The organism is Kitasatospora sp. NPDC096204, from assembly GCF_044763205.1.
Lineage (GTDB): Bacteria > Actinomycetota > Actinomycetes > Streptomycetales > Streptomycetaceae > Kitasatospora.
Window position 1 is genome coordinate 56299 of the sequence record NZ_JBIWFT010000017.1, and the last position, 20299, is coordinate 76597.

Sequence of the window (20299 nt, forward strand, 5' to 3'; positions counted from 1 at the left end):
ACGTCTCGCACGGATGTGGTCGGCGGACGGGGAGGGTGCGGCGGCCGGTCAGACCGTGCGCAGCCAGGTGTCCAGGGTGGTGAAGTCCGCTTCGGTGAGCCCTCGTCGGGGGTCCACCCGGTGGAGCAGGGTGCGGGCGGGGGAGTGCGCGGTGACCCAGCGGTCGTCGGCCTCGGTGATCTCGTCGTCCACCCAGGCGAACGGCCGTCCGTCCGCCCATTCGACCAGCGCACGGGTCTTCCAGTGCAGACCGTCCGGCCCGTCGGGCCAGTCCGGGGTGTCCGTGTCGTCCACCGGCCAGTCCACGACGGGCAGTCGGGGCAGACCGAGCCAGGGCGCGAGGCACTCGTTGGCGTCCTCCAGCCAGGTCGTGGCCCAGACCGGCTCGGCCGGCAGGCGCAGCAGCCGAGGCCCCAACTCCGGGTCCACGCGGGCGATCAGCGGGTTCCCGGCCGGAGTCGCGCCGGACGGGGCGTACGGGCTGCGGTAGGTGGGGTAGCCGCCCGGGGGCGGGTCACCGAAGGGGATCAGCGGGCCGTCCACGTCGAGGAACAGCAGGGGGCGATCGGGATCGATCATGACGGCACCATAGCGGGACGGGGCGGGCGGTGGGCGCGCCGATCGGCCACCCGGCCTGGAAGGGGTGAGCCGGGATCTCGTAGGGTGGCGCGCACGGAGTGTGGTGGCAGGCGCCACACAGGCGAGGGCATCAGACGCCGCGGGAGCGGCGGGGCGGGGCGGTGACCAGGAGATGGCGGAGACGACAGCGGTTTCCGGAGGTCCCGACCCGGCAGCGGACTCGGGTCCCTGGGACGCCGTACCGCCGCCCCCGCGCCTCCCGGCCGAGGACCACCCGCCCGGTCCCGCCGCGCTGTACGAGCCGCCGCCGGCGCCTCCGGCCGCCCCCGCTCCCGTCCCGGCGCCCGTCCCGGCGCCCGCTCCGGTCACCGCCTCCGTGTCGGGTGCCGCGCAACCGGTCGGGCAGGCGCCCGCGCCGCCGCCCGCGCGCCCGGCGGCACCGCCCGTTCCGCCCACCGGATGGACCCTCACCGGGCTGCCCGCCGCCGGGGTCCTGTCCTCGGCGACCCCGCCGCCGTTCCCGGTCCAGAGCGCGGCGCCGGTCGCCGCCGCCGTCGGTGCGGGCGGTGTCGCCGCTGCCGGTGGCACCGGTGGGCTCGGTGCCGCGCCGCGCGGGCGGATCCTGGTGATCGAGGGCGGGTACGGCACCTCCGGCCGCCGCACCTGGGGCCGTGGCGGGCCGACCCAGGCGCCGGTGCTGTCGGCGATGCTCGCCGCCGTCTCGCCGCAGGTGCTCCTCGCCGCGGACGCGGTGGACGCCGTCCACCTCCCCGGTGCCGGCGACCCGCACACCGTCCTCGCCCACCTGCGCGCCGCCTCCCGCCACCCCGGACCGCTGCTGATCCACCTGGGCGGCCACGTCGTCGCCGACAAGCGCGGCGGACAGCTCCAACTGACCCTGCGCGACGCCAAGCAGGACGGCCTCCCCTGGGCGGCCATCGCCGCCGAGCTGAGCCACCGTCCGGCCGAGTGGCAGACCCTCGTCATCGCCGACCTGAGTGCCGACCAGAACGCCTGGCCGTACCTCCAGGGCACCGTCTCGCCGCTCAGCGAGGGCATCCCGCTGTGGGCGGTGGTCAGTCCGGACCCGGAGCAGATCGGCACCTTCACCCGCGCCCTGATCGAGGCGCTGCACGGCGGTCGGCCCGGTGCGGGCGAGGTGCTCGCGCCGGAGCAGCTGCGGCAGCAGGTGTACTCGGTGCTGCGTCCGGACGTGGTCATCCTGGCCACGCACGCACCGGACCGGCCGTTCTTCCGCAACACGGCCCGTCGCGGCGACGGCCTGCCGGCCGAGGTTCCGCCCGTGCCGGCATCGTTGGCGTCGTCGGTGCCGGTGTCGTCGGTGTCGTCGGTTCAGGCGGCCGGTGCGGTGCCCTCCGACATGTCGTCGCCCCCCGCGCCGCCGCTACCGCGTCCGGGGGAGCCGCGGGACGCGGTCCCCGAGTGGCCGGTGCCGGCACCGGCCACGGTGCCCGCGCCGCCGGCCGGGGCCCCGGTGGCCGCGGGCGGTCCGGTCAGCCTGGTCAAGCCGGGCGTTCCGCCCACCCCGCCGCGGCCGACCCGTCCGGTCAGTCTGCTGAAGGCGGGCGGGACCGTGGCGGCCCCGGGCGTGACCCTGCTCAAGCCCGTCCCGGCCGACGCCGTGCCCGAGGACAGCACGCCCACGGCGGGTGTCACGCTGCTCAAGTCCCGGCCGGAACCGGCGGACGAGGCCGTCGCCGAGCCCGAATTCCCGCAGGAGGAGGCCGTGGTGGCCTCCGAGGCTGCGGAGGAGCCCGAGGCCGAGGCCGAGGCCGAGGCCGAGACGGCGTACGAGTTCGAGCCCGAGCCCGAGCCCGAGCCCGAGGTTGAGGTCGAGCCCGAGCCCGAGCCCGAGCCCGAGGTTGAGGTCGAGGTCGAGGCGGCGTCCGAGGCCGCGGAGGAGCCCGGAACCGCGGAGGAGCCCGGGGAGGCTGTCCCGGTGGAGCCCGCGCCGACGGACGAGGCGCCCGTCGAGGAGGAGCCCGTCGACGTCGTTCCGGCCGAGGAGGCAGCTGCTGACGAGCTGCCGGCCGACGCCGCGCCGCAGGACGAGGTGCCGACGGACGAGGTGCCGGTCGACGCCACCACCGACGCGCCGTCGGCCGACGAGGCTCCGGCTCCGGCTCCGGACGACACTCCGGTCGAAGCGACTGCCGAAGCCACTGCCGAAGCCCCGGCCGACGAGGACGGCGCGGCCGGTCCGCCCCGCGCCGACTACCGCGAGGTGATCGGACGGATCGTCCGTAGCGCCGACGCCGGGGACCACGCCGCCGCCACCGACCTGGCCTTCGCCCTCGAACTGGAGGCGATCGCCGAGCACGGCGCCGTCTCCGAGCCGGTCCTGCAGGTCCGGCAGGTCCGGGCGCACGTCTGCCGGCTCGCGGGCCGGACGGCGGAGGCCGCGGACATCTACCGCGAGGTGGCCCTGACGCTGCTCCGCTCGCAGGGCCCGGACCACCCGGAGACCCAGCGGGCGGCCACCAACGCCGAGGCGTGCTGGCGGGCCATCACCGATCGGGCGGAGGCCATCCGGATCGCCCCGGAGATCATCGAACTGCGCGCCTACCTCCCGGGCGCCGACGGCCGCAAGCTCCGCGCCGCCGAGCGCTACCTCGCCCAGCTCGCCGCCACCGGCTGACACACCACCGGCTGACCGTCCGCCGACGAACAGCAGCGGACGGAAATCAGCGGACGGAAAACAGCGAACAGCTGACAGATTTCAAAATCTGTCAGCTGTTCGCTGTCGTCTGTTATCTGTTACCCGTCACCCGTCGCCCGCGTCACCTGCCACGGGCGACCCGTCCGCTCACCGACCGGCGATCGCGTGGACGAACTGCGTTCCGTCGATGGTGCCCAGGCCGCTGGCGAGGTCGTAGCCCTCGGTGGCGTTGTAGCCGGTGACGCCGTCCCAGCCGTTGTCGCCCTGCTTCACGTCCACGATGCCGCTCCACTTGCTCGGCAGCAGGTTCATGCCGTACAGGCGCCAGTTGAGCTGGCCGAGGCGGTGCCCGGCGAGCTGGTCGGCGAGCGCGACGACGCCCGAGAACAGCGGGGTGGCCTCGCTGGTGCCGCCGGTGAGGTGCCAGCCGACCGAGGTCGGGTCGTAGGACTCGTAGGTCCAGGCGGCGCCGTCCACGGCCGCGCTCATGCTGATGTCCGGGGTACCGCGGTGGTTGCCGGTGACACCGGCGACACCCGCCTGGTACCACGGGCGCTCGAAGATGCCCGAGACGCCACCGCCGCCGGCGCCGGACTTGTCGTGCCACACCTTGTCGGGCGCGGTGCGGTTGCCGGAGTCGTCCAGGGTGAGCTGGGTGCCGCCGATGGAGGTGACCAGCGGGTCCGAGGACGGCCAGGAGTTGACCTTGTACGGGTACAGGTCGGTGCCGTTCTCCTTGGCGTCGGTGGCACCGTTGTCGCCGGAGGCGGCCAGCACGGTCACGTTGTGGTCGGCGGCGGCCTGGAAGGCGTAGCGCAGGTCGGTGAGCGACTTGAAGTCGCCCTTGTCGTACCCGGGGAAGGTGTTCTCGGTGGCGCCGAAGCTCTGCGAGATGACGTCGGCGCGGCCGGCCTTGATGAGGGCCTTCTCGGCGTCCATCATCTCGGGCAGGCCGGTGGTGCCCTCGGTCTCGGCGACGCCGGTCTCGACCAGGATGATGTGCGCGTCGGGGGCGATCGCGTGGGCGTACTCGACGTCCAGGGTGGTCTCGCCCGCCCAGCCGGTGTGGTCGGGGTTCTTCGGGTCCCAGGTGGGGACGTTGCCCCACTTGACCACCTCGACGTTGGTGTCCGGGATGCCCCACTGCTTGTCGAAGACCTCCAGGTCGTGCTGGATGGTCGGGGAGCCGAAGGAGTCGACGATGACGATCGTGCGGCCCTTGCCGGTGATGCCCTCCTGGTACAGCGGGTTCAGGTTGTAGGCGGTCCGGTACTGCAGCGGCGAGTAGCAGTGGATGCCGACCTGGCTGACGCACTGGGTGGTGCTCAGCGGGGCGGGGCGGCCCTGGGCGCTGTGCTGCCCGAAGGAGGCGGGGCGCACGTGGACGCCGGTGAGGTCGTGGGCAGGGGCGGCGATCGCGGTGCCGGCGGCCGGTACGGCGACGGTGCCGGCCGTGAGGGCGGTGGCCCCCACGGCGAGCAGGGCCAGGGCGCGGCGGAGGGTGGCGGGGCTGCCCATGGGGCTCCTTGGGACGCAGGGCCCGACCTGGTTCGGTCGGGTCGGTCCGGCCATCCCATCGAGAGCCGCATGATCATGCCATAGTCATTTGGTGGGGTCGTACGATCAAGACCATGGTCATGCTCGGCCACGCGGAAAGGTAAAGGCCGTCCCAGGGGAAAGTAACCTCCCACCTGGGACGACTCGATGACGGCGCGTCAGGTGATCGCCCGACGGTGCCGTCCCATGGCATCGGTGCCCCGCTGTCAGACTCGGCGGGCGCAGGACGTGAGGCGATCGGCGAGCGCGATGACGAGGTCGCGCAGCGCGTCGGGACGCTCGATGACGAACGGCCGGTCGAGCGAGGCGAGGACCCGGGGCAACCAGTCGAGCCGCTGCGCCCGTAGCTCGACGCGCAGCCACTGCCCGGCTGCCGGGTCCCGGCCGGCCGGGGGCTCGCACTCCTCCAGGCTCGCGACGCTCGCGGGCAGGTGGGCGCGGATCTGCTCGACCGTCCCGTGGACCCGCAAGGTCACCTCGTGCCGGTACTCGGCCGTGGCGAACCCCGACAGCACGCGCTCGGCCGGAGCGGGACCCAGGGGCGCTTCGAACGAGCCGGGCAGGGCCCTCGCGGCCGCGATGCGATCGAGCCGGAAGGTCCGGTCCTCGCCGATGCGGGCGTCCACGCCCGTCACGTACCACTGGCCCGCGTGGGCGACGATCCCGTACGCGTGCAGTGTGCGTTCGCTGCGCCGTCCGTCGCGGTCGGTGTAGCGGATCGAGACCGGCCTGCGGTGGCGCACCGCGTCGGCGACGGTGAGCAGGAGCCCGGCGTCCGGCTGGTCCGACTCGCCGGGCTGATCGGTGAAGGCGAGGGCTTCCAGGAGGGCGTCGAGCCGGCGGGCGATGTGTTTGGGCAGCACCCGCCGGATCTTCGCTGACGCCGTCTCGTTCGCCGTGCGCTCCGCCGTCGTCAGCCCTGCCCGGCGGCCGGCCACCAGTCCGAGCAGCACGGCCAGCGCCTCGTCGTCGCTGAGCATGAGCGGAGGCAGGCGGTACCCGGGGGCCAGCCGGTACCCGCCGTAGCGGCCGCGCACCGACTCCACGGGCACGTCCAGGTCGATCAGCTGGTCCACGTACCGCCGCACGGTGCGCCCTTCGACGCCGAGACGGTCGGCGAGTTCGGCCACGGTCCGGGTGCCGCCCGACTGCAGCAGCTCCAGGAGCGTCAGCACGCGGCCGGTGGGTCGGGACATGTTCGCAGCCTAACGCGAATAGAGGACCGATTCTGTCCACTATTCCTCCTAGCCTGCGACGTGCACGCCTCCAGCACAGCCAAGGAGATTCCCATGGACTTCGTCTCGATCCGCATCATCACCAGCGACGTCGCGCGCCTCGTCGAGTTCTACGAGCGAGCGACGGGGATGCGGGCGATACGGGTGACCGAGGACTTCGCCGAACTCAGGACCGCGGGCGCGACCCTCGCGATCGCCGGCACCCGCACCGTCCCGCTGTTCGCCCCGGGTTCCGCCCGCCCGGCGGACAACCACAGTGTGATCACCGAGTTCCTCGTCGACGACGTGGACCGCGTTCACCGGAACCTGACCGGCTTCGTCACCGACTTCGTCAACGAGCCCACCACGATGCCCTGGGGCAACCGGTCGCTGCTGTTCCGCGACCCCGACGGCAACCTCGTCAACTTCTTCACCCCCGTCACCCCGGAGGCCATCGAGAAGTTCGCGCGCTGACGCCACGCACGGCCGCTCACCGGGAGCCCCGGGATGCCGGGGCTCCCGGGGCTCCCGGTGAACGCGGCCGCAGAGTCCAGGAGCCGCCACCGGCGGGGCAGCGGAACGCGCCGCTGACCCCCCCCCGAAGGACGTCCGCGCTCCCGCGGCGGCTCACCGTCGAGGACGCCGTGGAACCGACGTCCTGGGGCAACACACCTAGCGCGCACCGCCGTTGACGTACAGCGTCTGCCCGCTGACGTAGGAGGCCTCCTCGCTGGCCAGGAAGGCGACGACCGAGGCGATCTCCTCCGGCTGGCCGACCCGGCGCAGCGGCGTCCGGGCGGCGACCTCGGCCTGGTGGTCCTCGGCGCTGGCGCCGACCCGCTCGGCGGTGGCGGCGGTCATCGCGGTGGCGATGTACCCGGGCGCGACCGCGTTGACGTTGATGTTGAACGGCCCGAGCTCGATCGCCAGGGTCGCGGTGAGGCCCTGGATGCCGGCCTTGGCGGCCGCGTAGTTGGCCTGGCCCCGGTTGCCGAGGGCGGAGCGCGAGCTGAGCGAGACGATCTTCCCGTACTTCTGCGCCACCATGTACTTCTGCGCGACGTGGCTGCAGTTGTACGCGCTGGTCAGGTTGACCGTCAGCACCGCGTCCCAGTCGGACTTCGGCATCTTGAAGAACAGGTTGTCCCGGGTGATCCCGGCGTTGTTGACGAGGATGTGCACCCCGCCGAGGTCCGCCGCGACCTGCGCGAACACCGCCTCCACGGCGTCGTAGTCGGCCACGTCGCAGCCGTACGCCCGGGCGGTGCCGCCCTTGGCGGTGATCTCGGCGACCGTCCCGGCCGCCCGCTCGGCGGTGAGATCGACGACGGCGACGGTCGCGCCCTCCTCCGCCAGTCGGCGGGCGGTGGCCGCCCCGATGCCCTGCGCCGCTCCGGTCACCACGGCGACCTTCCCCGCGAACCGCGTCATGTGAACTCCTTGGAAGTTGGATCAACAGGCGACGAGCGACGAGTGGCGGGCGACGGCTGACATCCGACGGCGGACCGATGGCCGATGACCGGTGACAGATAACAGATTTCGTCATCTGTCATCCGTCATCCGTCATCCGTCATCCGTCATCCGTTCGCCGCCACCCGTCAGCCGGCTCCCCGCACCGCCGGTCGTCAGACGTTCTCGACCAGCACGGCCGTACCCTGCCCGACACCCACGCACATGGTGGCCAGGCCGCGCCGGGCGCCGGTACGGCGCATCCGGTGCAGCAGGGTGGTGAGGATGCGGGCGCCGGAGCCGCCCAGGGGGTGGCCGAGCGCGATCGCGCCGCCGCTGGGGTTGACCGCCTCCTCGGCCTGCTCCGGGCTGAACCCGATGCCGTCGGCGGAGGCGAGCGCCTGGGCGGCGAAGGCCTCGTTCAGCTCGGCGGTGTCCAGGTCCGCGAGCGACCAGCCGGCCCGCGCGAGCACCTTCGCCGTGGCCGGCACCGGCCCGATGCCCATGACGTCCGGGTGCACCCCGGCCGAGGCCCCGGCCACGTACCGGCCGAGCGGCTGGAGCCCGAGGTCGCGCAGCGCCTCCTCGCCGACCAGGAGCAGCCCGGCCGCACCGTCGTTCATCGGCGAGGCGTTCCCGGCGGTGACGGTGCCCCCCGGCCGGAACACCGGCTTGAGCCCGGAGAGCTTCGCCAGGCTGGTGTCCTCGCGGATGCTCTCGTCCCGGCTCACCGTCACCCCGTCCGGCCGCTCGACCGGGACGAGTTCGGCGTCGAAGTGCCCGTCCTTGCGGGCGGCTCCGGCCCGCTGGTGGCTGCGCAGCGCGAAGGCGTCCTGACGCTCCCGGCCGATGCCGTACCGGGTGGCCACCTCCTCGGCGGTCTCGCCCATGCTGAGCACGCCGTGCAGTTCGGCCATCCGCGGGTTGGTGAGCCGCCAGCCGAGCCGGGTGTCGAAGGTCTCCATCCGGTGGGGCAGCGCCTCGTCCGGGCGGGGGAGGACGAAGGGGGCGCGGGTCATCGACTCGCAGCCGCCGGCCAGCACCACGTCCGCCTCGCCGGAGCCGATGGCCCGGGCGGCGAGGGTGACGGCCTCCAGCCCGGAGGCGCAGAGCCGGTTGACGGTGGCGCCGGGGACGGTCTCCGGCAGGCCGGCCAGCAGGACGGCCATCCGGGCGGCGTTGCGGTTGTCCTCGCCGGCCTGGTTGGCGGCGCCCCAGTAGACGTCGTCGATCCGGGCCGGGTCGAGCGCGGGCACGTCGGCGAGCAGGGCGCGCAGCACGGTGGCCGAGAGGTCGTCCGGGCGGACCGTGGCGAGCGCACCGCGCAGCCGGCCGATGGGTGTGCGGCGGGCGGCGGCGAAGTAGACGGGACGCACGTCGTCGGGCTCCTTGTCGGGTGGCGGGGCGGAACGGGTCAGGGGCGGGGCGGAACGGGTCAGAAGGCGTTGACGCCGGTGAGGGCGCGTCCGATGAGCAGCTGGTGGATCTGGCTGGTGCCCTCGTAGAGGGTCATCACCCGCGCGTCGCGCAGGTACTTGCCGACCGGGTACTCGTCGATGAACCCGTACCCGCCGAAGACCTGGAGCGCGTTGTTGGCGGCCCGGACGGCGGCCTCGCTGGCGTACAGCTTGGCGACGGAGGACTCGGTGGCGAACGGCAGGCCGCGCTCGATGTGGTCGGCGACCTTCCAGGTGAGCAGCCGGGCGGCCTCGACGTCCACGGCGATGCCGGCCAGCAGCTCCTGGACGAGCTGGTGGGAGGCGATCGTCTTGCCGAACTGCTCGCGCTCGCCCGCGTATCGGACGGCGGCCTCCAGGCAGGCCCGGGCGATGCCGACGCAGCCGGCCGCCACCGACATCCGCCCCTTGGCCAGCGCGGCCATGGCCACCGTGAACCCCTTGCCGACCTCGCCGAGCCGGGCGCTGTCCGGCACCCGGACGTCCTCGAAGGTGAGCCCGGCGGTGGCCTGGCCGCGCAGACCGAGCTTGCCGTGGATCTCGGTGCGGGTGAAGCCGGGCAGGTCGGTGGGGACCAGGAAGGCCGTGATGCCCCGGTGGCCCCGCTGTGCGGGCTCGTCGCCGCCGGTGCGGGCGAAGACCAGGGCGACGTCGGCCCAGGTGCCGTTGGTGATGAACGTCTTGGCGCCGCTGATCAGCCAGTCCTCGCCGTCCCGGACGGCCCGGGTGGTGAGGTTGGCGGCGTCCGATCCGGTGCCCGGCTCGGTGAGCGCGAAGCAGGCGAGCGCCTCGCCCGAGGTGAGCCGGGGCAGCCAGTACCGCTTCTGCTCCTCGGTTCCGAAGGCGTTGACGGACTTGCCGACGAGGCCGAGCGAGACCGAGACGATCCCGCGCACGGCGGAGTCGCCGCGCCCGAGCTCCTCCAGCACGAGGCAGTACGCGAGGTGGTCGCCGCCGCTGCCGCCGTACTCCTCCGGGATGGTCAGCCCCAGGAAGCCCACCTTCGCCAGCTTGCCGACGATCGCGCGGTCGACGGACTCGGCGCGGTCCCACTCGGCGGCGTACGGCACGATCTCGCGGTCGGTGAAGGAGGCGGCGAGGTCCCGGACGGCGGCCTGCTCCTCGGACAACTCCAGGTTCACGGAGGCTCCCGAATGCGGTGTCCAGGGCCCGGCGCGGGGCCCGGGCCCATTAAACTAGCGCTGCAAGTTTTATGAGGGCGACTGTAGCCCCGCCCGGCCCGCGCTGGGAAGGGGCACCTGCCAGAATCGGTCCCCACGCACCCGACCGGACGAACCGGAGGAACCCGTCGCGATGGCCCGTCCACGCACCCCGCTGCTCAGCCGAGAGCGCATCGTCGTCGCCGCGCTGCGGCTGATCGACGACGAGGGGCTGGGCGCCCTCTCCACCCGCCGACTCGCCACCGAGCTGTCGGTCAGCGGGCCGTCGCTCTACAACCACTTCGCCACCAAGGACGACCTGTTGGACGCGGTGGTGGACAGCGTCATCGGCGAGGTCGACCTGTCGATGTTCGGGACCGCGGAAACCACGGAAACCGCCGGGACCGCCGCCGCTGACGGAACCGCAGGGACGGCCCGAACCGACGGAACCCCCGCCACCCCCGCCACCCCCGCCGCCCTCGCCACCCCCTGGGCCGAGGCGCTGCGCGACTGGGCCCGCTCCTACCGCGCCGCGCTGGCCGCCCACCCCAACATCGTCCCGGTGCTGGCCCAGGGCCCCGGGCGGCGGCCGAACGCGCTGCGGCTGGCCGACGCGGTCTTCGGCCACCTGGTCGAGTCCGGATGGCCGCGCGGCCAGGCGACCAGGATCGGCGCGCTGATGCGCTACTTCGTCACCGGCTCGGCCCTCGCCTCCTTCGCGGCCGGCTTCCCGGCGGACGCCGAGGTCTACGACGCGGCCGACTACCCGCACCTCGGCGAGGCGCACCGGCTGGCCGGACACCGGGGGACGGTGGACGAGGGTGCCTTCGAGACCGGGCTGGAGGCGCTGCTCGACGGCCTCGCCCTGCGCTACGCCCGACTCGCCGAGCGGTCCTGACCCGCCGGACCCCCGCATGGCCCGCGCCTCGCGACCCCGCCTCGCGACCCCGTGCCCCCGTCTCGTGCCCCCGCCTCGCGACCCTCCGTAGGGCGGTCCCGGCCCCGCGGAAACGATTCGGCCCCCGCACCCCCGCGCTGATCGCGCCGGGGTGCGGGGGCCGAGAGTCCGACGGGCGGATCAGCCCATGTCCTCCAGTCGGACGCCCTTGGTCTCCTTCATGAACTTCGCCACGAAGAGGATGGACAGCGCCGCGAAGGCGGCGTAGATCAGGTAGGTCGACGACAGGCTCCAGCGCGACATGGACGGGAACGAGACGGTGATCGCCCAGTTCGCGATCCACTGCGCGGAGGCGGCGACGGAGAGCGCGGCGGCGCGGATCCGGTTCGGGAACATCTCGCCGAGCATCACCCAGACGACCACGCCCCAGGACATCGCGAAGAACAGCACGAAGGCGTTGGCGGCGACCAGTGCGACGGTGCCCTGGAGGTCGGGCAGGGTGAGGTTGTCCCCGCTGCCGGTGGCCGAGGAGAAGGCCCAGCCGGCCGTGCCGAGCGCGACCGCCATGCCGGCCGAGCCGATCAGGGCGAGCGGCTTGCGGCCGATCCGGTCGACCAGCACGATCGCGATCACGGTGCCGAGGATGTTGATCACCGAGCCGACGAAGCTGATCAGCAGCGAGTTGCTCTGGTCGATGCCGACCGACTGCCACAGGATCGACGAGTAGTAGAAGATCACGTTGATGCCGACCAGCTGCTGGAAGACCGACAGGCCGATGCCGACCCAGACGATCGGGAGCAGGCCGAACCGGCCGCCGAGCAGGTCGCGGAAGCGCGGGCGGTGGTCGGAGGCGATCAGCGTCCGGATCTCGGTGATCCGGGCGTCGGGGTCCACGCCCTCGCCCTCGACGTCGGCGAGCACCTTGCGGGCCTCGTCCAGGCGCTCGGCCTGGATCAGGTAGCGCGGGGACTCGGGGATGACCGAGGCGAGTACGAAGTAGACCGCGGCCGGGACGACGCAGATGCCGAGCATCCACTGCCAGGCCTCCAGACCGAGCAGGTGGCCGCGGGTGTCGCCGCCGGCGGCCTGCGCGAGCACCCAGTTGACCAGCTGGGATATCGCGATGCCGAGCACGATCGCGGCCTGCTGGAAGGAGGCCAGCCGGCCGCGGTACCTGGTCGGCGCGACCTCGGCGATGTACGTCGGGGCGATCACCGAGGCGATGCCGATGGCCGCGCCGCCGAGGACGCGCCACAGGGCGAGGTCCCAGGCGGAGAACGGCAGCATCGAACCGACCGCGCTGACCGCGAACAGCAGCGCGCCCGCCTTCATGACCTTGATGCGGCCGTACCGGTCGGCGAACCGTCCGGCGAGCGCCGCGCCGACCGCCGAGCCCAGCAGCGCCGAGGAGACGATCAGTCCGGTCACGCCGCTGCCGACGCCGAACTTCTCCTGGATGCCGGAGACGGCGCCGTTGATCACGGAGCTGTCGTAGCCGAACAGGAAGCCGCCGAGGGCCGCTGCCGCGGTGATGAAGACGACGAAGCCGAGGCGGCCGGGCGCGGGGGCCTCGACCGCCCCGGAGGGCTTCTGGGTGACGCTCACGATCTGACTCCTGGTACTCAACGCTGAGCTCGGTAGCCGAGATCGTAACCCCTATTCGTTTAAGTCTTGTACACCAGGACCCTCAAGTTTTGCTCTGAGAATTCGTAAGGTGAACAAGCAAATTGAGCCGCCACGGGAGCCGGGGGCGCGCCGGTCAGACCGGCGAGGCGAGCGAGAGTCCGAACCGGCCCTGCGGGTCGGTCCACCAGTGGGTCAGCCGCAGCCCCGCCGCCGCCAGCTCCCCGGCCACCCGCTCCCGGCGGAACTTGGCCGACACCTCCGTGCGCAGCTCCTCGCCCCGGGCGAAGTGCACCGGCAGGTCCAGGGTCGGGATCTTCACGGTCTGCGCGCGCAGCGAGCGCAGTCGCATCTCGATCCACTCCTGCTCGGCGTCCCAGAGCGCGACGTGCTCGAAGGCGTCCGGGTCGAAGTCGGCGCCCAGCTCGCGGTTGAGCACGTTGAGCACGTTCCGGTTGAACTCGGCCGTCACCCCGGCGGAGTCGTCGTAGGCGGCGACCAGCACCGCCGGGTCCTTGACCAGGTCGGTGCCGAGCAGCAGGAAGTCGCCCGGCTCCAGGGCCGCGCGCAGGCCGTGCAGGAAGGCCGCGCGCTCCAGGGGCAGCAGGTTGCCGAGGGTGCCGCCGAGGAAGGCGACCAGGCGCGGGCCGCCCTCCGGGGGCAGGCCGAGCCGGGCGGTGAAGTCGGCGAGCACGCCGTGCACCGCGAGCCCGGGGTACTCGGCGGCGAGCGCGGCGCCGGCCGAGGTCAGCGCGCTCTCGCTGACGTCCACCGGGACGTACGTCCCGAGGGTGTCGAGCGCGCGCAGGGCGTCCAGCAGCAGCCGGGTCTTCTCGGAGGAGCCGGAGCCCAGCTCGACCAGGGTGCGGGCCCCGGTGGCGGCGGCGATCTCGCCGGCCCGGGCGGCCAGGATGGCCCGCTCCGCGCGGGTCGGGTAGTACTCGGGCAGTCGGGTGATCTCCTCGAACAGCTCGCTGCCCCGGGCGTCGTAGAACCACTTCGGCGGCAGCCACTTGGGCTGGGAGGTCAGCCCGTGCTGCACGTCGTGGCGCAGCGCGGTGCTGAAGTGGTCGGCGGGCAGCAGTCGGGTGAGATCGAAGGTGTCCATGACAGGGTGGTTCCTCTGTTCAGAAAGTGAAGGGAGAGTGTGGAGTGTGGGTCAGTCGCGGCCGGGGAGGCGGCTCACGGTGACGCCGCGCGGGCCGGCCAGCAGCAGCGAGCCGTCCGGGACGGGCGTCCAGCCCGGCGCGTCGTCGTACGGTTCGGAGGCCACCACCGTGCCGAGGCCCGGCAGTGTGCGGTGGTACAGGGTGTCGCCCCAGGTGGTCGCGGCGATCGCGGTGCCGTCGGTGAGCAGCAGGTTGAGCCGCCCGGTGGTGTGCGCGGCGACGTCGGCGACGGTGCCCGCCAGCGCCTCGCCCGGCCCGGCGCCGGCCCGCAGCCGGTGCAGCGTCAGTGCCCACAGCAGCGCCGAGTCGGTGCGCGCCTCGAGGTCCAGCAGCTCGGCCGGGGGCAGCAGGGCGGCCAGTGCGTCCAGCTTGCCGGGCCAGCCGGCCACCGCGCCGTTGTGGCTGAACAGCCAGCGCTCGGCGGCGAACGGCGCGGCCGCGCCCTCGCCCGGCGCGCAGCCCTCGGTGGCGGAGCGGACGGCGGCCAGCAGTGCCCGGGTGCGGACCACCCGGGCGAGGTCGGCGAAGGTCTCGTCCGCCCAGATCGGCCCGGTCCGGCGGTAGCGGGCGGGCACCTCGTCCCCGTCCGCGTACCAGCCGAGGCCGAAGCCGTCCGCGTTGACCGTGCCGTACTGCTGGACCCGGGGCGCCCAGGACTGGCGGTACAGCCCGAACGGCGGGTGCACCAACAGCTCCCGTGGCGCCACCGGCTCGCCGACATAAGCGATGTGACGACACATCAGGCCGCCTCCAGGTCGCGCGCGGTGCGGAATCCGGCGAAGATCTGCCGACGGATCGGGTAGTCCCAGTTGCGGAACGTGCCCCGGCAGGCGACCGGCGCCACCGCGAAGCAGCCGCCGCGCAGCACCTTGTACTCGGGGCCGAAGAAGACCTCCGAGTACTCCTGGTACGGCCAGGCCCGGAAGCCGGGGTAGGGGTGGAAGTCGCTGGCCGTCCACTCCCACACGTCACCGATCAACTGCCGGACACCGTAAGGAGACTGGCCCTGCGGGTAGCTGCCCGCCCCGGCCGGGCGCAGATGGCGCTGACCGAGGTTGGCGTGCTCGGGGCCGGGCGGGCCGTCGCCCCAGGGGTAGCGGCGGGAGCGACCGGTGGCCGGGTCGTGGCGGGCCGCCTTCTCCCACTCCGCCTCGGTCGGCAGCCGCCGTCCGGCCCACCGGGCGTACGCGTCCGCCTCGTACCAACTGACGTGCAGAACCGGCTCGTTCGGCTCGACCGGCGCCACCGTGCCGAAGCGCCGGCGGAGCCACTGGCCGTCCTGGTGGCGCCAGAAGAGCGGGGCGGTCAGGTCGGCGCGCCGACGGTGCTCCCAGCCCTCCGGCGTCCACCAGCGCGGGTCGTCGTAGCCACCGTCCGCGATGAAGCGCTGGTAGGCGGCGTTGGTGACCGGGGTGGTGTCCAGCAGGAAGGCCGGCAGGTCGACGGTGTGCGCCGGGCGCTCGTTGTCCAGGGCCCACGGCTCGGTGTCCGTGCCCATGGCGAACGGGCCCGCGGGGATGAGGACTTCGGCGGGCAGGGTGGCCGCGTCGGCGGGTACGGGCGGCGGCGGGGGAGCGGCCAGGGCCGGCTCCCCCCGGCGGAGCTGGTGGGTGATCAGCATCGTCTCGTCGTGCTGCTGCTCGTGCTGGGCGATCATCCCGAACGCGAACCCGGCCTCCAGCAGCGGAGCGCCCTCCAGCGGGCTGGCGGCCAACAGGTCCAGCACCCGGCCGCGCACCTCGTGGGCATAGGCGCGGGCCTCGGCGGGCGGCAGCAGCGGCAGGCTGGGGCGCTCGGCGCGGGGGTGCTGGAAGGCGTCGTACAGCGGATCGATCTCGGGGTGCATCGGGTCGCGGCCGCCGACGTTGCGCAGCAGCCAGAGCTCCTCCTGGTTGCCGATGTGCGCGAGGTCCCAGACCAGTGGCGACATCAGCGGGGAGTGCTGGGCGGTGAGATCGCGGTCCTCGACGCAGTCGGTCAGCGCGGCGGTGCGGGCGCGGGCGGCCAGCAGCTCGGTGGCGATGCTCTCGCGCAGCGCCTCGGTGCCGATGCTGTCGGTGCGGTCCGTGCGGTGCGCCTCGGTGCCCCCGTGGGGTCGGACGTCGGTCATGGTGCGGCCTCCTCCGGGGGAGTGCGTAGGGCGCCGGAGCGCAGGGCGTCCAGCTGGTCGTCGGCCGGGCAGCGGCCGCGCGCGGGGTAGCGCTCGGCGAACTCGGCGACGGCGGCGCGCAGCCGTCCGGCACCGGGCAGGCGGCCCAGTGCGGCGTCGGCGGCGGCGAAGCAGGCGAGGGCGGCCCGGCGGAGTCCGGGGTCGGCCATGGCCAGGGTGGCGGCGCGGCGCCAGACCTCGCTGCGCGGCGCGCGCGGACCGTCCGCCCCCGTCGGCGGCTCCAGCGGCTCCACCGCGGCCAGCGCGGCGTCGGCGGCCACCGGGTCGTCCAGCAGCGCGGTGACCAGCGCGGTGACCACCACCCAGCCGTCCCCGGGCTGGGCGTCGACCATCCGCAGCTCGAGGTGGCCGCGCGGGCGAACCGGCGGGAAGAGGGTGGTGCGGTGGTATTCCAAGTCGTCGAGCGTGGGCGGGCGTTCGCCCGCGCCGCGGATCCAGTCGCGGAAGGTCAGTCCGGCCGGGGCCGTCCACGGCAGGCCCTCGGGGCGTCGCACGCACAGCACCCGGGCATCCAGCACGTACTGCGCCCAGGCTTCGCGAGGATCCCCGTGGTCCGGCTCGGGCGCGAGCGTGCGGGTCGGGTCCATCCGCGACCAGACGGTCTGTCGGGTGGACCGGTGGCCCGTCGGACTGCCGTCCAGGACAGGGGAGTTGGCGAAGGCGGCGACCAGTACCGGGCCCAGCCGGTGGGCCAGGCCCCAGCGGCGCTCGACCGCGTGCGGGCCGTCCGCCTCGCCGGCGTCCAGGCACACCTGCACCGACGCGGTATCCGTCATCATGATCCGGCCCCAGGGCCCGGCGGAGTCGAAGAAGCGCTCCATCGCGAGGTAGCGGGGGTGGTCCAGCACCATCCGTCGGGGGCGGGCCAGGGGGTCCGTCCCGGTGCCGGTGAGTCGCAGGCCCTGCGCCGCGAAGGCGGCCCGCAGGGCGGTCAGATCGCGTCGGGTGTCCTCGACGCAGGCCAGGAGGCCGGTGGCGGGCGGGGAGCTGAGCTCGACCTGTCCGCCGGGTTCGAGCGTGAGGCGCGAACCGGAGGGGAGCGAGGTGCCGTCCGGGCCGCCGAGAGGCAGCGACTCCAGGGCGGCGTGGAGCAGTTCGGGCCGTACGGGGCGGGAGGGACATCGTTCGTCATGGACGAACCACTCGACCTCCACCCCCACCAGCCGGGGCGGTCCGATCTTGAAGCAGACGCCCGACACGTGGCTGCGCGCCCCCGATTCGGTCAACGGGGTCACCCCGGGCGGGGGCGGGGGCGTGCTCTGCCGGTCGGGCGGAGTGGTGCGGGATACCGGTATCACCGGACTCACCATCCTCGGGATCACGATTGCGGCCCGGTCTACCCTGCCCAGTCTGCTACGGAGCATGCGGGGGCGCCCCGCAAAATTCGCATGAACATCCGTTTCCGCAGGTCAGAAGTGCGGCGAACGGGTGATACCGGGGTTCTCCGACGAGCCGGCGGGCCGCGTTCCGAGGGCGGACGAGCGAGGCATGTGCCGGGGTCACAGGCGCTCCAACCGCTCCAGGACGGTCGCCAGCACCGGGCCTGGCAGGGCGTAGTTCAGACGCAGCGAACCCCGGCCGCCGGGGCCGAACTCGGCGCCGTCGGAGGCCTCCAGGCCGCAGCGCTCCAACAGTGCCCGGCGGGCGTCCGCGGGCGGCAGGCCGAGCGTGGCCGCGTCCAGCCAGAGCAGGTAGGAGGCCCGCGGGGTGGCGCGGACGGCGGGCCCGAGGCGGTCGGTCAGCAGGGTGCGGGCGGCGGCCAGGTGGGCGAGCAGCGCGTCCAGCCAGGGACCGCCCTCGCGCAGCGCCGCCTGCTGCACGGTCTGCTCCAGCAGGCCGCCCTCCCAGAGGCCGTAGCCGGCGAGTGTCTCGGCGAACCGGGTGCGCAGGGCGGGGTCGGGTACGAGGGCGAAACTGCTGGGAATCCCGGAGCAGTTGAAGGTCTTGCCCACGGAGTTGAGGGTGACGACGAGGTGCCGGTGCGCCGGGTCGGCGACGGTGACGGCGACGGGGTGGGCGGTGCCGGGCTGGGGAGCTCCGGGCGGGGTGGCGTCGGGGTGGGTGGCGTCGGGGTGGGTGAGGTCGCCGTGCACCTCGTCCGAGACCAGCAGCGCGCCGCCTTCGGCCGCGGAGGCGGCGAGACCGCGCACCGCGTCGGCGGGCCAGACCGTGCCGGACGGGTTGTGCGGATTGCTCAGGAGTACCGCTCCGGCGGGGTGGGGGAGCGGGCCGGGTGGCAGTCGGTAGCCGCCCGGGCCCCGGAGCAGCGGCAGCTCGCGGTACGGGAGGCCGGCGGCGCGGCAGAGCTGGGCGAAGCCGCCCCACTCGGGGGTGGGGAAGAGCACGGGGGCCTGCGGCCGTACGGTCTCCAGCAGGACGCGCAGGGCGGTACGCGGGCCGCAGGGCGGCAGCAGCACCCAGTCCGGGTCGACCTCGACGCCGTGCCGGGCGCGGTACCAGTCGGCCACCAGTGTGCGGCCGGCCGGGTCGCACACCGTGTAGCCGTACGCGCGGTGGCGGGCGCGCCGCTCCAGCGCCTCGGCGACCGCGGGCGGGCCGGGCAGGTCCATGTCCGCGAGGCCCATCGGGATCACCCCGGGGGCGTCGGCGCGAGCCCACTTGCTGCTGCCGGTCCCGGCGCGGTCGAAGGGGGTGTCGAACCCGAAGTCGGGGCCAGGGGCGGGGGCGCCGCGGACAGATGACAGATTTCGAAATCTGTCATCTGTCTGCTGAAAGCCGTCGTCTGTCATCTGTTCGCCGTCACCCGCCCTCCGTCACCGTCCTCCGGCGACCGCGCTGCGCCGCGACCGCCGTCCGACGCCCGTCGTCGGCCACCCGCCCCGCCAGGTGCGCCGCCAGCCCTCGGCGCCCCCGGCGCATCATCACCGCGTGGTTGGCCCGGAACAGCGGGTGCAGCGGCAGGGCGAGCCGTCGCAGCAGGGCCTTGCCGGGCCGGGTGTCCTCCTCGAACAGCACCCGGCTGCCCGTGCCGTCGGCCGTCACCGTGAACCGCGACCACCCGGTCAGGTCGCCGCGCATCGCCACCTCCAGCACCCCGGCGACCGGGTCGCGCCGACTCGCCACCAGGCCGATCACCAGCCGGTACGGCAGCAGCGCCCGTACCACCACGTCCCCGGAGTCCTCCCCGGTCGGCCGGACCTCGCGGATCTCCGGCCACCACAGCGGGTAGCCGCGCACGTCCTCCAGTGCCGCGTACACGAGGGGTGCCGGGGCCGCGAGCCGCCAGACGCCCCGGAATCGGTAGTGGTTGGGGTCCACGGCCCCACCCTAGATCCGGCCCGGCCGGCCCGGAGGGCGAATGCCGTCGGAGCGTTGCCGAGCCGGCCCGCGGCACGGGTCGAACCGGAGGTTGACGCTTCGGAAACGCCCGCCCGTAGGGAGGGACGCACTCCGCTTGCACCCGTTCGGGGTGCGGGGGAGGATCTTCTGTGCTTGTAGTCTCATCAGTCACGGCAGCATCTCCAGGGCGCTGCATCCCCAGAACCGGAGTGAAGGAGTCACAGGCATGCGGCGACCGAGCTGGGTACCGGAGGGCACGGACCTGGACAAACCGAACGCCGCGCGGGTCTACGACTACTACCTGGGGGGCTCCCACAACTTCGAGGCCGACCGGGAGATGGCCCGCAAGGCGATCGCCCTGTGGCCGGAGCTGCCGCAGATCATGCGCTCCAACCGCGCCTTCCTGCGCCGCGCCGTGACCTTCCTCGCCGAGCAGGGCATCGGCCGCTTCCTGGACATCGGCTCCGGCATCCCGACCTTCGGCGCGGTGCACGACATCGCCCGGGCGATCCGCCCCGAGGCCGAGGTCGTCTACGTGGACCGCGACCCGGTCGCCGTCGCGCACAGCCGCCTGCTGCTCGAGGACGACCACGGCAGCGACGTCGTCCAGGCCGACCTGCGCGACGCGGCCGACCTGCTGGCCCGCCCCGAGGTCACCGAGCTGCTCGCGGCCGGCGAGCCGGTGGCCGTGCTGCTGGTCGCCGTCGCCCACTTCGTCAGCGACGAAGAGGACCCGTGGAAGCAGATCGGCGTGATCCGCGACGCCCTCCCGCCCGGCAGCGCGCTGGTGCTCTCGCACGCCTCCCTGGAGGCCCGACCCGACCAGGCCGAGGACCACCAGAAGCTCTACCAGCGGACGCCGACCCCGCTGACCATGCGCACCCACGAGCAGATCACCGCGATGTTCTCCGGCTTCGAGCTGGTCGAGCCGGGCGTGGTCCACCTGCCGCTGTGGCGCCCGGACCAGCCCGGCACGGTCGGCGAGCACCCCGAGCGGATAGCCGGGATGGCGGGCGTGGGGATCCGCCCTTGACCGGACGCGA

Annotated in this window: 17 protein-coding genes; 4 read left to right on the forward strand and 13 right to left on the reverse strand. The window is 73.8% G+C overall.

All coding sequences use genetic code 11. The annotated features are described in order from the left end of the window. Positions 1 to 48: 48 nt before the first annotated feature. Positions 49 to 579 (reverse strand): HAD domain-containing protein, encoded by a 531-nt coding sequence (locus ACIQ87_RS20200; protein WP_402408394.1) that lies wholly within the window; start codon positions 577 to 579, stop codon positions 49 to 51. Positions 580 to 751: 172 nt separating this feature from the next. Between ACIQ87_RS20200 and ACIQ87_RS20205 the strand changes: the two genes are divergently transcribed. Continuing rightward, the gene (locus tag ACIQ87_RS20205) at positions 752 to 3238 is read left to right on the forward strand and encodes a hypothetical protein (protein ID WP_402408397.1); all 2487 of its coding nucleotides are present in this window, start codon (positions 752 to 754) and stop codon (positions 3236 to 3238) included. Between the two features lie 168 nt (positions 3239 to 3406). Here ACIQ87_RS20205 and ACIQ87_RS20210 read toward each other — a convergent pair whose 3' ends face one another. Together ACIQ87_RS20210 and ACIQ87_RS20215 are read right to left on the reverse strand one after the other, a co-directional pair. Next, positions 3407 to 4777: a S8 family serine peptidase gene (locus ACIQ87_RS20210; protein WP_402408400.1), complete on the reverse strand. Its 1371-nt coding sequence runs from the start codon at positions 4775 to 4777 to the stop codon at positions 3407 to 3409. Between the two features lie 245 nt (positions 4778 to 5022). Then, positions 5023 to 6012: a helix-turn-helix transcriptional regulator gene (locus ACIQ87_RS20215; RefSeq protein WP_402408403.1), complete on the reverse strand. Its 990-nt coding sequence runs from the start codon at positions 6010 to 6012 to the stop codon at positions 5023 to 5025. 93 nt (positions 6013 to 6105) lie between these two features. On the opposite strand from ACIQ87_RS20215, the gene ACIQ87_RS20220 reads away from it, so the two are divergent. Beyond that, complete coding sequence (locus ACIQ87_RS20220) at positions 6106 to 6504, forward strand: VOC family protein (protein WP_402408406.1); 399 nt, start codon at positions 6106 to 6108, stop codon at positions 6502 to 6504. A gap of 198 nt (positions 6505 to 6702) precedes the next feature. Here ACIQ87_RS20220 and fabG read toward each other — a convergent pair whose 3' ends face one another. From fabG to ACIQ87_RS20235, 3 genes are all read right to left on the reverse strand, one after another. After that, entirely contained in the window at positions 6703 to 7461 is a 759-nt protein-coding gene (gene fabG / locus ACIQ87_RS20225) for a 3-oxoacyl-ACP reductase FabG (protein WP_402408409.1), read from the reverse strand. A 194-nt stretch (positions 7462 to 7655) separates the two neighbouring features. Continuing rightward, a complete protein-coding gene (locus tag ACIQ87_RS20230; protein WP_402408411.1) occupies positions 7656 to 8855 on the reverse strand; it encodes a thiolase family protein in 1200 nt (399 codons plus the stop codon). Between the two features lie 59 nt (positions 8856 to 8914). Beyond that, positions 8915 to 10078 (reverse strand): acyl-CoA dehydrogenase family protein, encoded by a 1164-nt coding sequence (locus ACIQ87_RS20235; protein ID WP_402408412.1) that lies wholly within the window; start codon positions 10076 to 10078, stop codon positions 8915 to 8917. Positions 10079 to 10250: 172 nt separating this feature from the next. Here ACIQ87_RS20235 and ACIQ87_RS20240 point away from each other — a divergent pair, with 172 nt between their 5' ends. Then, on the forward strand, positions 10251 to 10994 hold the full coding sequence (locus ACIQ87_RS20240) for a TetR/AcrR family transcriptional regulator (RefSeq protein ID WP_402408415.1): 744 nt from the start codon (positions 10251 to 10253) through the stop codon (positions 10992 to 10994). 180 nt (positions 10995 to 11174) lie between these two features. On the opposite strand, the gene ACIQ87_RS20245 is transcribed toward ACIQ87_RS20240, so the two are convergent. The 7 genes from ACIQ87_RS20245 to ACIQ87_RS20275 all read right to left on the reverse strand — a co-directional run bounded on the left by ACIQ87_RS20245 (position 11175) and on the right by ACIQ87_RS20275 (position 19235). After that, the gene (locus ACIQ87_RS20245; RefSeq protein ID WP_402408624.1) at positions 11175 to 12602 is read right to left on the reverse strand and encodes a sugar porter family MFS transporter; all 1428 of its coding nucleotides are present in this window, start codon (positions 12600 to 12602) and stop codon (positions 11175 to 11177) included. 151 nt (positions 12603 to 12753) lie between these two features. Next, the gene (egtD, locus tag ACIQ87_RS20250) at positions 12754 to 13725 is read right to left on the reverse strand and encodes an L-histidine N(alpha)-methyltransferase (RefSeq protein ID WP_402408418.1); all 972 of its coding nucleotides are present in this window, start codon (positions 13723 to 13725) and stop codon (positions 12754 to 12756) included. A gap of 51 nt (positions 13726 to 13776) precedes the next feature. Then, positions 13777 to 14526, reverse strand: coding sequence for an ergothioneine biosynthesis protein EgtC (egtC, locus tag ACIQ87_RS20255; RefSeq protein ID WP_402408420.1), 750 nt, complete (start codon positions 14524 to 14526; stop codon positions 13777 to 13779). After that, positions 14526 to 15896, reverse strand: coding sequence for an ergothioneine biosynthesis protein EgtB (gene egtB, locus ACIQ87_RS20260; RefSeq protein ID WP_402408422.1), 1371 nt, complete (start codon positions 15894 to 15896; stop codon positions 14526 to 14528). The genes egtC and egtB overlap by 1 nt, the downstream gene beginning before the upstream one ends. Then, entirely contained in the window at positions 15893 to 17191 is a 1299-nt protein-coding gene (gene egtA / locus ACIQ87_RS20265; protein WP_402408627.1) for an ergothioneine biosynthesis glutamate--cysteine ligase EgtA, read from the reverse strand. The genes egtB and egtA overlap by 4 nt, the downstream gene beginning before the upstream one ends. Before the next feature lie 264 nt (positions 17192 to 17455). Then, the gene (locus ACIQ87_RS20270) at positions 17456 to 18541 is read right to left on the reverse strand and encodes an aminotransferase class I/II-fold pyridoxal phosphate-dependent enzyme (protein ID WP_402408425.1); all 1086 of its coding nucleotides are present in this window, start codon (positions 18539 to 18541) and stop codon (positions 17456 to 17458) included. 175 nt (positions 18542 to 18716) lie between these two features. Next, positions 18717 to 19235, reverse strand: coding sequence for an SRPBCC family protein (locus tag ACIQ87_RS20275; RefSeq protein WP_402408427.1), 519 nt, complete (start codon positions 19233 to 19235; stop codon positions 18717 to 18719). A 247-nt stretch (positions 19236 to 19482) separates the two neighbouring features. Here ACIQ87_RS20275 and ACIQ87_RS20280 point away from each other — a divergent pair, with 247 nt between their 5' ends. Then, positions 19483 to 20289 carry an SAM-dependent methyltransferase gene (locus ACIQ87_RS20280; protein WP_402408430.1) on the forward strand — a complete coding sequence of 269 codons (807 nt, stop codon included), beginning with the start codon at positions 19483 to 19485 and terminating at the stop codon, positions 20287 to 20289. Positions 20290 to 20299: the final 10 nt, after the last annotated feature.

What these genes read in the sequence shown, in the direction of transcription:
- ACIQ87_RS20200 (WP_402408394.1), bottom strand. Translation starts at nt 579, where the DNA reads ATGATCGATCCCGATCGCCCCCTGCTGTTCCTCGACGTGGACGGCCCG.
- ACIQ87_RS20205 (WP_402408397.1), top strand. Translation starts at nt 752, where the DNA reads ATGGCGGAGACGACAGCGGTTTCCGGAGGTCCCGACCCGGCAGCGGAC.
- ACIQ87_RS20210 (WP_402408400.1), bottom strand. Translation starts at nt 4,777, where the DNA reads ATGGGCAGCCCCGCCACCCTCCGCCGCGCCCTGGCCCTGCTCGCCGTG.
- ACIQ87_RS20215 (WP_402408403.1), bottom strand. Translation starts at nt 6,012, where the DNA reads ATGTCCCGACCCACCGGCCGCGTGCTGACGCTCCTGGAGCTGCTGCAG.
- ACIQ87_RS20220 (WP_402408406.1), top strand. Translation starts at nt 6,106, where the DNA reads ATGGACTTCGTCTCGATCCGCATCATCACCAGCGACGTCGCGCGCCTC.
- fabG (WP_402408409.1), bottom strand. Translation starts at nt 7,461, where the DNA reads ATGACGCGGTTCGCGGGGAAGGTCGCCGTGGTGACCGGAGCGGCGCAG.
- ACIQ87_RS20240 (WP_402408415.1), top strand. Translation starts at nt 10,251, where the DNA reads ATGGCCCGTCCACGCACCCCGCTGCTCAGCCGAGAGCGCATCGTCGTC.
- egtD (WP_402408418.1), bottom strand. Translation starts at nt 13,725, where the DNA reads ATGGACACCTTCGATCTCACCCGACTGCTGCCCGCCGACCACTTCAGC.
- egtC (WP_402408420.1), bottom strand. Translation starts at nt 14,526, where the DNA reads ATGTGTCGTCACATCGCTTATGTCGGCGAGCCGGTGGCGCCACGGGAG.
- egtB (WP_402408422.1), bottom strand. Translation starts at nt 15,896, where the DNA reads ATGACCGACGTCCGACCCCACGGGGGCACCGAGGCGCACCGCACGGAC.
- ACIQ87_RS20270 (WP_402408425.1), bottom strand. Translation starts at nt 18,541, where the DNA reads ATGGGCCTCGCGGACATGGACCTGCCCGGCCCGCCCGCGGTCGCCGAG.
- ACIQ87_RS20280 (WP_402408430.1), top strand. Translation starts at nt 19,483, where the DNA reads ATGCGGCGACCGAGCTGGGTACCGGAGGGCACGGACCTGGACAAACCG.